Annotated in this window: 17 protein-coding genes; 1 reads left to right on the top strand and 16 read right to left on the bottom strand. The window is 31.2% G+C overall.

Annotated elements, in window-relative coordinates; all coding sequences use genetic code 11:
- Positions 1–40: 40 nt before the first annotated feature.
- Positions 41–1,075, top strand: coding sequence for an alpha/beta hydrolase (locus tag ACJDT4_RS04330; protein ID WP_406786309.1), 1,035 nt, complete (start codon positions 41–43; stop codon positions 1,073–1,075).
- A gap of 78 nt (positions 1,076–1,153) precedes the next feature.
- Here the strand turns inward: ACJDT4_RS04330 and ACJDT4_RS04325 are convergent, their stop codons facing one another.
- The 16 genes from ACJDT4_RS04325 to dhaM all read right to left on the bottom strand — a co-directional run bounded on the left by ACJDT4_RS04325 (position 1,154) and on the right by dhaM (position 14,117).
- On the bottom strand, positions 1,154–1,450 hold the full coding sequence (locus ACJDT4_RS04325; RefSeq protein ID WP_406786308.1) for a hypothetical protein: 297 nt from the start codon (positions 1,448–1,450) through the stop codon (positions 1,154–1,156).
- Positions 1,451–1,613: 163 nt separating this feature from the next.
- Positions 1,614–2,624 carry an NAD-dependent epimerase/dehydratase family protein gene (locus tag ACJDT4_RS04320; protein ID WP_406786307.1) on the bottom strand — a complete coding sequence of 337 codons (1,011 nt, stop codon included), beginning with the start codon at positions 2,622–2,624 and terminating at the stop codon, positions 1,614–1,616.
- Between the two features lie 105 nt (positions 2,625–2,729).
- Positions 2,730–3,122 (bottom strand): helix-turn-helix transcriptional regulator, encoded by a 393-nt coding sequence (locus ACJDT4_RS04315; protein WP_406786306.1) that lies wholly within the window; start codon positions 3,120–3,122, stop codon positions 2,730–2,732.
- A gap of 12 nt (positions 3,123–3,134) precedes the next feature.
- Positions 3,135–3,722 (bottom strand): ATP-dependent Clp endopeptidase proteolytic subunit ClpP, encoded by a 588-nt coding sequence (gene clpP / locus ACJDT4_RS04310; protein WP_406786305.1) that lies wholly within the window; start codon positions 3,720–3,722, stop codon positions 3,135–3,137.
- A 104-nt stretch (positions 3,723–3,826) separates the two neighbouring features.
- The gene (locus tag ACJDT4_RS04305; RefSeq protein WP_406786304.1) at positions 3,827–4,378 is read right to left on the bottom strand and encodes a TetR/AcrR family transcriptional regulator; all 552 of its coding nucleotides are present in this window, start codon (positions 4,376–4,378) and stop codon (positions 3,827–3,829) included.
- A 166-nt stretch (positions 4,379–4,544) separates the two neighbouring features.
- A complete protein-coding gene (locus ACJDT4_RS04300; protein WP_406786303.1) occupies positions 4,545–5,717 on the bottom strand; it encodes an MFS transporter in 1,173 nt (390 codons plus the stop codon).
- Between the two features lie 549 nt (positions 5,718–6,266).
- On the bottom strand, positions 6,267–7,424 hold the full coding sequence (locus ACJDT4_RS04295; RefSeq protein WP_406786302.1) for an amidohydrolase: 1,158 nt from the start codon (positions 7,422–7,424) through the stop codon (positions 6,267–6,269).
- 54 nt (positions 7,425–7,478) lie between these two features.
- Positions 7,479–8,471 carry a 5-oxoprolinase subunit C family protein gene (locus ACJDT4_RS04290; RefSeq protein WP_406786301.1) on the bottom strand — a complete coding sequence of 331 codons (993 nt, stop codon included), beginning with the start codon at positions 8,469–8,471 and terminating at the stop codon, positions 7,479–7,481.
- Positions 8,468–9,199: a 5-oxoprolinase subunit PxpB gene (gene pxpB / locus ACJDT4_RS04285; RefSeq protein WP_406786300.1), complete on the bottom strand. Its 732-nt coding sequence runs from the start codon at positions 9,197–9,199 to the stop codon at positions 8,468–8,470. Before pxpB ends, ACJDT4_RS04290 begins: the two co-directional genes overlap by 4 nt.
- Entirely contained in the window at positions 9,192–9,959 is a 768-nt protein-coding gene (locus ACJDT4_RS04280) for a LamB/YcsF family protein (protein WP_406786299.1), read from the bottom strand. Before ACJDT4_RS04280 ends, pxpB begins: the two co-directional genes overlap by 8 nt.
- Positions 9,960–10,036: 77 nt before the next feature.
- Positions 10,037–10,813 (bottom strand): nucleotidyltransferase domain-containing protein, encoded by a 777-nt coding sequence (locus ACJDT4_RS04275; protein WP_406786298.1) that lies wholly within the window; start codon positions 10,811–10,813, stop codon positions 10,037–10,039.
- A gap of 223 nt (positions 10,814–11,036) precedes the next feature.
- The gene (locus ACJDT4_RS04270) at positions 11,037–12,317 is read right to left on the bottom strand and encodes an MFS transporter (protein WP_406786297.1); all 1,281 of its coding nucleotides are present in this window, start codon (positions 12,315–12,317) and stop codon (positions 11,037–11,039) included.
- An 11-nt stretch (positions 12,318–12,328) separates the two neighbouring features.
- Complete coding sequence (locus ACJDT4_RS04265) at positions 12,329–12,580, bottom strand: hypothetical protein (RefSeq protein ID WP_406786296.1); 252 nt, start codon at positions 12,578–12,580, stop codon at positions 12,329–12,331.
- A gap of 11 nt (positions 12,581–12,591) precedes the next feature.
- Entirely contained in the window at positions 12,592–12,975 is a 384-nt protein-coding gene (locus ACJDT4_RS04260; protein ID WP_406786295.1) for an SHOCT-like domain-containing protein, read from the bottom strand.
- Positions 12,976–12,994: 19 nt separating this feature from the next.
- Positions 12,995–13,363, bottom strand: a complete 369-nt coding sequence (locus ACJDT4_RS04255) for a DUF2089 domain-containing protein (RefSeq protein WP_406786294.1) — start codon at positions 13,361–13,363, stop codon at positions 12,995–12,997.
- A 364-nt stretch (positions 13,364–13,727) separates the two neighbouring features.
- Positions 13,728–14,117 (bottom strand): dihydroxyacetone kinase phosphoryl donor subunit DhaM, encoded by a 390-nt coding sequence (gene dhaM / locus ACJDT4_RS04250; protein WP_406786293.1) that lies wholly within the window; start codon positions 14,115–14,117, stop codon positions 13,728–13,730.
- Positions 14,118–14,143: the final 26 nt, after the last annotated feature.

Here is a 14,143-nt window from a genome sequence, read left to right as displayed (position 1 = left end):
CATAAGTACAGAATTTATATGTAATTTGGAGGTAGCAAAAATGAAAAAAGCAATTAAAATACTATCAATCATTGCATTTCTCCTTGTTATAGTGTGTTTTTTCATTATTAAAAATTTAACAGAAACCGGCCATGGAAGGCTTAATACGTATGTGGCATTAAATCTGGAGTTAAACAAGTTAATCAATCCCAGGCCAGGCAATTATAACTCAATAAAAGAAACCAGAAAATACTTAGACCGTCAGTCAAATAAATCAAATACAACTATACCGTTTTCCAATATCAAAAATACTGTTATAAGTATAAATTCCCACAAAATTCCCGTTCGCATATATACGCCTGAAGCTAAAGATAAGCTTCCTATAATTATTTATTCTCATGGAGGCTTCTGGATTTCAGGAAGTGTTGACACCCATGACAGTGTTTGTAGAAAACTATCAAATAAAACAAAAGCAATAGTTATATCAGTGAATTACCGCCTTGCTCCTGAGAATCCTTTTCCTGCTGCTGTTAATGATGTATACTCTGTCCTTCAGTGGACTTATGAAAATGCCGGGAATATAAATGGAGACAAAAAACATATTGCTATTTCAGGAGACAGTTCTGGTGGAAATCTTTCTGCTGCAGTTTCTTTAATGTCAAGAGATAAAAATGGTCCATCTATAACTTGTGAAGTGCTAATATATCCATCTACAAATATTTATAAGTTAAACAGTAAATCCTGGTCATATTTTTCTAAAAGCATTAACCTTTCAACTAAAGATATGCAAAGATATATATCATTGTATGTACCAAAAAAGGAAGAAAGAAAAACTCCTTATGCTTCTCCACTTTTAGCTAAAAATCTGAGTAAGTTACCAGATACTCTTATCATCGCAGCCGAAATTGACCCTCTACGTGATGAGGACATTGCTTATGGAAATAAGTTAAAAAGCTCAGGTATTAAAGTAAAGCTTAATGAGTATAAAGGCGTTCCTCATGGATTTATCACAATGAGTAAACTTACAAACAAATCAAATGAAGCCTTAGATGATATTTCTTCTTATATTATAAACGAATTTGAAAACTCTAAATAATAATCTTATTAAAATAAAAAAATAATAACATTAGCTTAGTACCATCACGGCTAATGTTATTATTCCTATACTAACAGTTTATTGCATACCCTTTTTTGATCTTGATTTTGCGTTTAATTCCTTTGTTTCTTGTAAATCGCTAGCTGAAGAAGAAGCTGAACTTGTCATTCCAGAACCACTTACTCCACTGCTAAATGAGCTACCCATTGCAGATTTTTTATTTAATTCTCTTGCTTCTTGTAAATCAGCATTAGAAGAACTTGAACTTGTTGATCCTACTGAACTACTCATTCCACTACTAGCTGAACCTGCTTTTTGTGCTGATTGCTTATTTAATTCTCTTGCTTCCTGTAAATCACTCTTATTTTTATCCATAGTTTATCTACTCCTTTTTAGTAAAATTATAATTGAAGCTAATAAGTTATAAATATTTATAGCTTGTTAACTTCAATATTATGATACCCATCTATTATTTTTATATTCGTACAAGAAAAAATTACCCATCATACAAAAAAAGACCAAAAATAAAATTATATTTTTAGCCTTTTTTCAAGATATTATCCTCATTTTCATAATTAATTCTCTTACTTGCTTCTTCTTTATACTTACTTCCAAGTTCCCATTCTATTGTTTTTTTAAGTCCTTCATCAAAGGAAATTTTCTCACTATAATCAAAATTTTTTCGTATTTTTGAAGTATCCATAATCCAATTTTGCTCTGTATTAAATTCAGAATGATCTAAAATCCTTCCACTTGGTACCTTTATAATTTTGCCATTCCAATTCATAACTCTAGCAATTTCTTCAATCCACTTTAACTCTGACCTTGAAGCTTCCTCTGCAACATTAAATATCTGATTTTCTGCTTTATTATCTTCAATAGCCATTACAATAGCTTCAGCAGCATTCTCTACATAACATTTTGATTGCACCCATTCTGCCAATCCCTCGTCAATTAGAATATATGGTCTGTTGTCCACCATTGGTTTTATATATTCGAACATCCTCATTTGATAATCACGAGGTCCATATACCGCTGAAAGCCTTAAAATACACCAAGCCAAATTTGTACAATTTTTTGTGATTACTTTTTCAACAAATATTTTTTCGTACTTATCTGCTGCTTTTCCCATATTAAAGCTTTTTAGTGGAAAATATATAGTTCTAAGCTCATCCCCTTCTTTTATTGGAACAGGCTGAATATTTCCTTTCTTTATTCCAATTATATTTTCATATGCTCTGTAGACATCACCGCTGCTTATTACAACAACTTTTTTACAATTTATTTTATTACATAAAGCTATAAGTCTATTTGCATGTTCTTCTGTTTTTGCAATCATGTCTAAAACAATATCCGGACTAAATTTTCTTATTTCAGTAATTTTTTCTTGAACCTTTTCGAAATCACCATAAATATGCTTAGCATTTATTAAAGCATCATTATTTAATTTCTTTCTATGAAATAAAGCAAGTTCATGACCTTTACTTAATAAAAGTTCAACTACAAAAGTACCTATAAATCTTGTACCACCAATTATTAATACTTTCATTAACGTCACCAGACTTTAAAATTCATTCAAAATAACTTTCTTAATTCAACAACTCTTAACCTTCAATCTCTAACTATAAATTTCCCACTTTAAACTGTCAACTATTTATGCTGCCATAAGCATAGAAGCATTGTTTTTTCTAAATATATTTATCTTTTTATATAAATTTATAGCTTTATTAGATCTTCTATATTCATATGGCGTAATTCCATACATTCTCTTAAAAGCTCTTGCAAAAGATTCACCACAACTGAATTGATATTTCACAGCAATATCAAGTATATTAAGTTCAGTATTCTTTAAATCATAAGCAGCCTTAGAAAGCCTTCTTTTTCTAACATAGCCCATTACAGTTTCTCCCGTAATCTTATGAAAAAGTCTATGAAAATAAAATTCCGATAAATGACTTTTTTTAGCTATATCCTTTAATTTTATATCATCATCCAAATTTTCTTCAATTGAATCAATAGCCTTTTGAACTTCAATACTATAATCCAAAATATAGCCTCCTTACTTATTAATTAAAATGTCATCTATTAGCCCATATTTCTTAGCTTCATCTGCATCCATAAAGTAATCTCTCTCTACATCTTTTTGGATTTTTTCTAGGGGCTGACCTGTTTTTTCACTGTATATTCTATTCATCTTATCTTTAATTTTCAAAAGCCAATCTGTGTGTATTTTTATGTCCGTAGCTTGTCCTTGCATTCCTCCACTTACTAGTGGCTGATGTATTAAAATTTCGCTGTTAGGAAGTGCAAAGCGTTTTCCTTTAGTTCCAGCTGTAAGTAAAAAAGAAGCCATACTAGCAGCAAGTCCTGCACATATTGTACTAACATCACATTTTATATAATTCATGGTATCATAAATCGCAAGTCCTGCTGTTATAGAACCTCCTGGACTATTTATATAAAAATTAATATCCTTTTCTGGATCATCCGCTTCTAAAAATAACAATTGAGCAACAATTAAACTTGCAGCCTCATCATTTACTTCTCCACTTAAAACTATTATTCTATCCTTTAATAGCCTTGAAAAAATATCATAGGAACGTTCTCCTCTATTGGTTTGTTCTATTACCATTGGTACTAAACTCATTGTATCACCCCTTAAAATTTATAGACAACTTCAACATATATATTTAATATAAGTATACACAAATCTAATTATAGATGTCTGACATTTCTTGCTCAATTTTATAACTATTTATTTAATATCCCATATAATATAATTTTAAATGCCTCATCAATAGCTTCAGTTGTTTTAAGCTTGTTTCCAATTAAAAAATCATAATCAACAAACGTATCACTAATTTTTTCAAGCATCTTGGAAAGTACTGAAAGATTAACCTCAGAATTTATTTTACCCTCTAAAGCCGCTTCCTCTAATAGCTTTTTTATAACATTTAATTTATATTTCTTTAATTTCTCAATTTCATTCCACTCTTCTGGATAAAATAGCTTTGCTTCATTTAAAAGCTTAATTGGCAGCTTGTATTTGTGGTTTGAATAAACAATCTGATGAATTTTCTCTAAGAATTCGCTGTTACTTCTCAATGTTTTTTCAACACTTTCTTTATCCGATGAAATAATAGCTTCAAAGTATTGTAAAATCATGTCATCCTTACTTTTAAAATATTTATAAATAGTCTTTTTGCTAATCTTAAGTTCCGCAGCAATTTCGTCAACTGTAAATTTTTTAAGCCCATATGAATTTATTTTTTCAGCTGCCACATCTAAAATTCTTTCCTTCATACTTTCACTTCCACTTCTTTTTCCTTAGGCATCTGAAAGAAAATAATAATTCCATGTTGCGAGATAATTTTGTGTAATACAAGGAAACTGGTTTCGTTAATACTAAGCAGTCTTAGCGGGTTCAGTTGACGAAATATTACGCGAAATTAGCCGCTAAATGGACTTATTACTTTTTTGAAGATGCCCTATTTAAAGATACCACTAACAATCCTAAAATGCCAACACCTATAACTATTATCCATGTAAGGTCTTGCGAAATTGAAAAAAACATTCCACAAACCACTGGTCCAACAAAATTACCTATATATTGAAATGAATTAAAAATTCCATTTGCAGTTCCCCTATAGCTATTTTCAACAGAATTATTAACATCAGTAGCTAAAATAGTTGCCAGTGTCACATATGCACTCAAGTATAATGTAGTTCCAATTAACAAAAAAATATATGAGTTATTTTTAAAATAAAAACATATACTTACAACTGCTGTAAGAAAGGCAGCTATAATTACTTCTCTATTATAACCCTTTTCTACAAAACCAACTGCTATTTTCATTACTATAACCGCAACAAATATTGCTGGCAAAAAAACTTTCCAGGTACCCTTTTCTCCAGTCACATTATTAAGATATACAGGCACTAAATAAAAAACTGACATCATCATAAAATTATTAATAAATGCTGCAATATTATTTATTATAAAAGATTTGTTTCTAAATAATATTTTTAAACTTTCAGATGTCGTAACGTTAGCATTACTAATATTAATTTTTCTGTTATCCTTTAAAAAGAAAATTATATAAATTCCATTAATCAAAAGCAATATTGCGCAAATTAAAAACATCATATTAACGGACATAAATTCATGTAATAAAGGTCCAAGTGCAAATGCTAACGCTGCCGCTGCTGAAACAAAAGTACCAAGAATGCTCAAAGCCTTTGTTCTTTTTTCCTTATTAACTACCTCTGAAGCCCAAGAATAACCAACTCCTATTATAGCTCCACTTCCTTGAAGTGCTCTAGCAAAAATAAGCACATAAATATTTCTTGCTAAAAATGCTATAAATAAGCCAATTATAACCTCACAAAGCCCAATAATCATCATAATTTTATTTCCAAATTTATCACTAAGCATTCCAAAGGGAAATTGAAAAATTGCTTGAGTAAGTCCAAAAATTCCAAGTGCTATACCAGCAAGCATTGGAGTATAAAAACTAAGCGTTTTGCTATAAGTTGATATAAAAGGAGCTACCATTGTCATTGCCATCTGCCTAATCCCCAAAACTAAGCTAATCATTAAAACTGGAAGCATTCCATTTTTTAATATTTTATCTTTTTTCAAAATCATCACCTCATTTGTACTTTAGAAACTATTTTTGTTTTTTAAGTTTCCAGTTAAGATAATAGTAGTGCCTTTCAATAATTTTGTCAATAAAAATAATGAACTATAAAAATTCACACCAAAAATTCCGTAGGTACGGAGGAATTTTTTCCTTGTACTGCCGTGGGAGCGAAGTAACAATGCTGAAGGAACAGTTTAAAAAAATTCTAATAAATCTTAATAAAAAAATCCTAAAATCCTTAGATATTTCAATTGTTTGAGCCAAAGGCGAGTTATTGAAACATATTAAGCTTTTATGATATTCCTACAAAGATTCCCGCCTAAAATTCCGTAGGCACGGAGGAATTTTTTCCTTGTACTGCCGTGGGAGCGGAGTAACAATGCTGAAGGAACAGTTTAAAAAAATTCTAATAAATCTTAATAAAAAAATCCTAAAATTCTTAGATGTTTCAATCTGTTTGAGCCAAAGGCGAGTTATTGAAACATCTTAGAATTTTGGGATTTTTTTATTCTAGATTTATAGAATTTTTTTAATGTGACGAAGCATTGTTACTCCGCTCTGTATACTACTTTTCCATTAATAATAGTGTATTTAGTTTCTGTAAATACTTCCATTGGATTTCCCGTAAAAATAGCTATGTCAGCATCCTTGCCTGGCTCTAAACTTCCAACTCTATCTGAAACATTGCAAATTTCTGCCGCATTTATAGTTATAGCCTTGTAAGCTTCTTCAATTCCAAGACCATTCTTTGCTGCAAAACCAGCGCATATTGGAAGGTAACCAATTGGTACCACTGGATGATCTGTTATTATAGCCACCTTAATTCCTGCTTTTGCAAGTATTCCCGGTGTTTTAAAAGTTTTATTCTTAACCTCTATTTTTGATCTTGCAGTAAGAGTTGGTCCAATAAGTGCAGGAAAACCTGTCTCTTTTATTTTTTCAGTTATAAACTGTCCTTCACTGCAGTGATCAAGTGTCATTTTAACGTTAAATTCTTTTGCTATTCTTATAGCTGTTAAAATATCATCTGCTCTATGTGCATGAGCCTTTAAAGGTATCTTTCTTTCAAGCACAGGAATGAGTGCCTCTAATTTAAAATCCTCTTCAAACAACTCTCCATCTTTTAGTGCTTTTTCTTTTTTAGCCTTGTAGAATTTAGCTTTTGTTAAAGCTTCTCTTAAAAGTGCAGCTGTTGCCATTCTTGTTGATGGCATTTTCCCTTTTGAATTGTACACTCTCTTTGGATTTTCTCCAAAAGCAATTTTCATTGCAGCAGGTTCCTTAACAACCATATCATCAATACATTTTCCACTGGTTTTCATAAATACAAATTGTCCACCAATTACATTTGCACTTCCAGGTCCTGTCATAACTCCTGTAACTCCTGCTTTTACAGCATCCTCAAAAGCAGTGTCCATTGGATTTACTGCATCAAGTGCTCTAAGCTGTGGAGTAACTGGATCTGTCATTTCATTGCAGTCCTCTCCTTCAAACCCCTTGTCCTCTTCACTAATTCCAATATGACAATGAGCTTCAATGATACCAGGCATTACGGTGCAGCCATCAGCATCTATTACCTCCATATCAGAAGTCTCTTCGATTTTTTCAGCTACTTGTACTATTTTGCCATCTTTTACAAGTACACATCCTTTTTCATAGTCCTTACCTGTCATTGTAAGTACTTTACCATTTTTTATAAGCAACATATGTATCAACTCCAATTTAAAATTTCAAGGTGTTTTATCCTTATGTATATTATTCTATACTTTTAATTTAACTGCTGCTTTAAGCTTATTAATGCATTTTTCCCTATTAATATATAACTCTTCAGCTTTTTCTAAAGAAATCTCCCTAAATCTAAAATATTCTCCTGGTTTTCCTTGAGCCACCTTATATATATCTATATCTATAACCTTAGCAATCTTTGGATACCCACCTGTAGTTTGCCTGTCTGCAAGCAAAATAATTGGTTTTCCATCTGGAGGCACTTGAATTGTACCAAAAGAAACCGGTTCTGAAATCATCTCAAATTTTCTTTTTAATTTCAAGCTCTCTCCATCAAGCCTGTACCCCATTCTATCTGATTGCATGTTAATTTGAAATTTATTATAGAAAAAACTCTTCTGGCTTTCAACCGTAAATTCATCAAATTGCCTTTCACGAATAACCCTTATAAAATGGCTGTAGCGATAATTTTCCTTTTTTAAATACCAATTTGAATATGTAAATGATGAACTTAAATTTTCCTTATACAAGGAACTTATTATTCTTTTCGATAATTCACTATACGGATTAAGTTTAATTACATCATCTTCCTTTAATGTTCTACCTTCAAACCCTCCAATTCCTGCTCTCATATATGTACTTTTACTGTGCATAACTTCTCTAACATCATATCCACCTGCTACCGCTAAATATGCACGACAGCCGGATTTGCAATTTCCAAACTTCAGAATACTTTTTTTATGAATATAAACAGGTCTATACATTGGTACTTCTTTACCATCAATTGTAGGCGATAAATTTCCACCTGTTATAGAAATGAGAGTTCCTCCTTCAATAATTATAGAAGGTCCAAGAAGTGTGATTTCAATTGCTGCTTCACTTTCCTTATTTCCAACTAAAATATTTGCAATTCTCAGGGCATATGTATCCATAGCACCGCTAACTATAATTCCATGCTTTTGATATCCTTTTCTACCTAAATCCTGAATACTAGTAAGTAGTCCCGGCTTTAAAATCTTTAAACTCAAACCTCTGCCTCCTTATATGCTTCATACTCTTCATAGGAAATCGGAATAAATTTAACTACATCTCCTGCTCTAAGAAGACTAGGAGGATCATCTTCAGGTCTAAAAAGTTCTATAGGTGTACTTCCAATAAGCTGCCATCCACCCGGTGTACTTATTGGATAAATTCCCGTTTGCATACCAGCAATGCCAACAGATCCTTTAGGTATAGATGTACGCGGTGACTTTTTTCTCGGGGTAGATATTTTTTGTGACATGCCACCCAAATATGGAAAGCCAGGTGCAAAACCTATCATATACACTAAATATTCAACATTCGAATGAAGCTTAATTACCTCATCCACAGAAATTTTGTTGTAAGAAGCTACATACTCCAAATCTGGTCCAAATTCTCCTCCATAGCAAACTGGTATTTCTATAATTCTATACTTCTCTCTTGTTGCAGTAACCACATTATTTAAAATTTCGCTTATCTTGTTTTGCATTATTTTATACGCAAAGCTTTCTATATCTCCATATGCTTTTTTAACTCTTATAGGATCATAAACAATTGTAACACTTGTAAATGCAGGTATATACTCAAGCGTCCCTTTAATTGGATTTTTATCAAGATAATCTGTAAAAGATTTTACTCTCATATGTATTTCTTTATTAATCTCACTTCCAAACTGAACTAGAACTGAAGTTTCACTAATAGAAAATATTTCTGCAGTTATTTTATCTTTACTCATATCTTAACCTCGCTGCAATTAGAATTCCTGCTTCTTTTAAATAACTGTTTATCTTACTGGCAAATTCAAGAGCACTTAAACTATCACCATGAATGCATACAGTATCTGCCTTTATATTTATTTCCTCACCCTGCTGACACATAACCCTTTTATTCTTAATCATATTCTCAACTCTTAATACCGCTTCATTTTGATCTGTTATCATAGCATCACTTTGCTTTCTTGGAGTAAGTGTTCCATCCATTTGATAAGTCCTATCTGCAAATACTTCGCTGGCGGTTTTAATGCCAATTTTCTCTCCAGCTTTTATCATTTCACTTCCAGAAAGTCCATATAAAATGAGTTCCGAATCAACCTTATATACAGCTTCCGCAACTGCCTCCGCCAAAGCTTTGTCCTTTGCAGCCATATTATACAGTGCACCGTGAGGTTTTACATGGTGCATTGTTCCTCCTTCTGCTTTGACAAATCCATATAAAGCCCCTATTTGGTATACCATTATGTCATAAGCTTCTTTAGGTGTAACAGACATGTTTCGTCTTCCAAAACCAATTAGATCTTGAAACCCCGGATGTGCCCCAATTGCTACTTTATTTAAAAGTGCTAATTCAACGGTTTTATGCATTACAGAAGGATCTCCTGCATGAAAACCACAGGCTATATTAACAGATGTAACATATTTTAATATTTTATCATCTTGTCCTATTTTATATACTCCAAAGCTTTCTCCCAAATCACTATTTAAATCAACGCTATACATTTAAATTCACCTTCAATACTCAATATATAAAGTCATTATACTTTTGACAAAATATTACGTCAATTATATTTGTAACATTAATCCTCTTTAGACAATTGTTTTATTTTACTAAACATAAAGTAAAAAAACTTTTTATTTATCCTCTCAAGAATTTCTTCTGGCAACTTTCCTAGTATTTCCTCTGATATTTCACACAATAAAACTACACCTTCAGGCAAATAGGTGGGTCCTAATAAGTCAACAGCATTTTTATATTTTTCATACATACTGCTATCCATCTTTTTATAAAGCCTTTTTAATCCGAGCCTTGCATTGTCCTTATCATAAATATATCTTAATATTATTGACAAATAACCGCTAATATGGCTTCCAAGTCTTGAAGCCCATATCAAATCATTTCTCATATAAGCAGCCTCAAATTCCAATAACATAAACGTTATCTCATCAAAATATTTTGCTATTTCTTCATTATTTAATAGGAATTTCTCATTTTTATAATTCTTAAGTAACTCTGCCGGGTCATAAAGAACCTTTACTTCATCTGTACAATGAAGACTTTCCTTTGTAACAGTATATAAGTCAAAATGAAGTCCATCCTCAAAGACTGCTACAATTTGAGGTGCTACAAAATTTTCTTCTGAATAATAAATTAATGGCTTATAGCTTTTCAAATACAGTATTCTTTTACTTAAAAATTCTTCCCTTCTCTCTTTATCTACCATGCAGTAAAAATCTACATCTGAGTATTCATCGCACTCCCCTCGTGCAATAGACCCCTTTAAAAATACTGCCTTTACTAGCTTGTCTTTCATGACTTCAGAATAAACTTTTTTAACAGCTTCTTCTTGTCTCATAGCATTTCACCTCCGAAAGCAAAATTATATATTGTATCAGCGTACCACTATAAGACTAATGCGTCAATTATTTTCCGTAGGCACGGAGGAAAATATTCCTTAAACTCTGTTTAGAAGAAATAATAGCATTGAAAGAATGATTTAAATAAAAGCCAATAAATCTTAGTGTCTAAATCTTAAAGTTCTTAGAATTTTAAGATTTAGACTCTTAGATTTATGGCTTTTATTTAACATTCTCAAATACTATTACTTCTTCAGTTTTTGGTTCGTATACTTCATCAACTGCCCTAATTACAAATATGGAAGTAACCAAAGTATTCAATATCACAACCACAAGTAAAATATAATTATACTTAAACCTATCAAGCAAAACTCCATATATTATAGAACCTAAAGGAATTGCACCTTGACAAAATATTCCGAGAAGTGAAAAAAACCTTGAACGCATATCATTTGGAACCATTTTTTGAAGATTAGTTTGGAGTGGTGTATTAACACAGGCGTTAAAAGCTCCTATGAATAAACATATGACTGAAAGGACTGCAAATAATATCCAGGAAGGTCCTCCAAATAGCTTTACTTGCATCGGGAAAACAGTTATTGCTAAGACAAAAAACATTATTGCTTCTATAAACAAGCCTAAGTTGATTATAAGCTTTGTTTTTAAGTTTTTAGAAAATATCCCCAAAACTATATTTCCAACTAATACACCAAAAGTAAAAGTGGCCATCATATAACCATACTGCTGTGACGTAAATCCAATGCCTTTTTTAATTACATATGGCATAACTATATCCATGAATGGTGCTACAAGTAAATTTGATATCATGCAAAAGACAGCTAGCTGCATTAAACCCTTGTCTTTTTTCATAAAACTTAATACTTCTCCATTTTCATGAAAGAATGCCTTTATTGTCATTTTTTCATTATTATTATTTCTACAAACATATATCATCAAGGCAGACATTATTCCCGATAAAATAAACGAAATGCCATTTATAAAAAATACAGTTTTTATTCCAAATAATCCATAAATAATACCTCCAAGTGCAGGTCCTATTATCATAGAAATCGCATCAAGGCCACCTCTTGCAGACATTGCTCTCATAAGTTCATCTTCATCAAGTAATTCTGCTATAATCGCACTTGAAGATGAATTAAATATGCTGTCCATAATTGATATTAAAATTTGAACTCCAAATAAAATATAAATATTAAGACTTCCACCAAAGGCTAAAAAGCCAAGCATACATACTAGTATTCCTCTTCCAAAATCGGTAGCAACCATTATTTTTCTTCTGTCTTTTCTGTCTCCTAATATGCCTGCAAAAGGGGAGGTTATAAGATTAGGGACTAAATTAAGTGCTGAAAACACCCCCATAAGCACGCCAGAATGTGTTAAATCAAGTATAAAAAGAGGAATTGCTATCTGCTGAATCCCCGTTCCTATAAAGGATATAAATCTTCCCATTAAATACAATATAAAATTTCTTTTATCCTTCATACACTATCTCCTTAAATTATTACTGTAACTTCCGTTCCATCCTTTGCCTTAACTTCTACAAGCTTTAATCCTTTATACTCTCTCAAATCGCTAATGCATTTTCTTAGAGCATTATAATCAAGCATATTTACATATTTTCTATCTTTTTCTGGTATGTGCCTTTGTACAAGTGAACTTTGCATGATTGATATTCCTAAATTAGCAATACAAAGTGGAACAGGAATAAAAAATTTTCTTCCTTTTGCTTTAACATATACGCGCATCTGTGTCACTCCTATTCAATTGTAACTTCTACAATATCTCCATTAGCGGCTTTTACATCTACTATTTTCCCTGAAATTCCATTATCAATAGCATCAGCTATAAGATTTAAATCAACATTTTCCATTCCTTTAGCATAGGTATCTAGCGGAATCTTACCAACAGCTTTTAACGTAGTTTTTATAAATTTAACAGGCAAATTTACGTTTACTACATCACCATCATGTGAATTGACTCTTACCTTAAGCATTTTATTCATTATGTCATCATCTTCAACCAATTGAACACTTGTATTTGTGCTTTTATTACCAATAGCCTCTATAAGCTCCTGTGCTTTATCTGCAGTTATTTTTCCATCCTCAACCATTTTCAAAATTTTTGATATTTCTTCATTCATATTAAAAACCTCCAATTTATTATTCATTTAACATTTTAATTGCTTCATCAGGAGATATTTCTCCCTTATCTAGCATATCTATAACTTTCTTTTTATCAACATTTGAGGCAGCCTGTTGAACATTATATCCAAGAGCAGTTAAAACATCGTCAAGCTTTGCTCTAACCGTTGGATACGATATTCCCAGTTCCTTTTCAACATCCTTTATATTGCCTCTATTTTTGAGAAAAGTACCAACAAAGTTTAGTTGATCACTAGTTAGATATTCAAATCTAGTTGATAGTTCAAATTTATTTTCAATTACAGTATTACATTTGCTGCATTCAAGTTTTGTTATATGAAGCTTTCCGCCGCACACTGGGCATTTATTTAAAATTTTATATGCCAAGCTACCACTTCCTTCCTATGAATATAATATAACATTATCATTTAATATTTTCAAGTATTATATTAAAAATATTTATTAAAATTATTTTTTGTATTAATAAAGTTAATTTATATATTAACTTTATTAATACAATACTTAATTTTATTAATTAGAATATAAAAAAGACTGCTAAAGTATCAACTTTTAGCAGTCTTTCTAATTTATAAATTTAATCCGTTCCTCTAACTTACCTTTAACGATAAATATTCTCTCTACTTTTTAACTTCAGTATTTTAAACTTAATTACCCAATATTCTTCTTAAATAATTGCATATTTCCTCATTGAAGCATTCTTCATTTAGATTACACTATGTATAAACTTTATTTATGGTGTTTTATTTAAGCACATTGTTTTCAAGCTTTTCATAATCTCTTCTTTATTTTTTCCTATTCCAGCTTCTACTGCTGCCGTAAGTGAACCTTCTACAAGTGCTGTATCAACAATCTCAACATTATTCTTTTTACATTCATCAATGCAATCAACTGCCATTTCCGCACTTATGTATGCACTACCCATATCAAATATTATTATAACACCATCATCTGAATAGACCTCATTTATCGCGTCAATAATTCTTTTTACATCTGTTCCAAACCTACCATCCTCCGTACCACCTGCTACTGCTATCTTGGCATTAGAAGCAATTTTCTTTGATAACTCTTTTATATCAATCGCAAGATTAAAACTGTGAGAAACTATTACTATTCCTACCACAACAATCACACTCCTAATTTTTTCCT

It is taken from the genome of Clostridium neuense, assembly GCF_045310695.1.
In the GTDB taxonomy this organism is placed as follows: domain Bacteria; phylum Bacillota; class Clostridia; order Clostridiales; family Clostridiaceae; genus Clostridium_S; species Clostridium_S neuense.
This window is presented reverse-complemented; position numbering and strand designations above follow the sequence as displayed.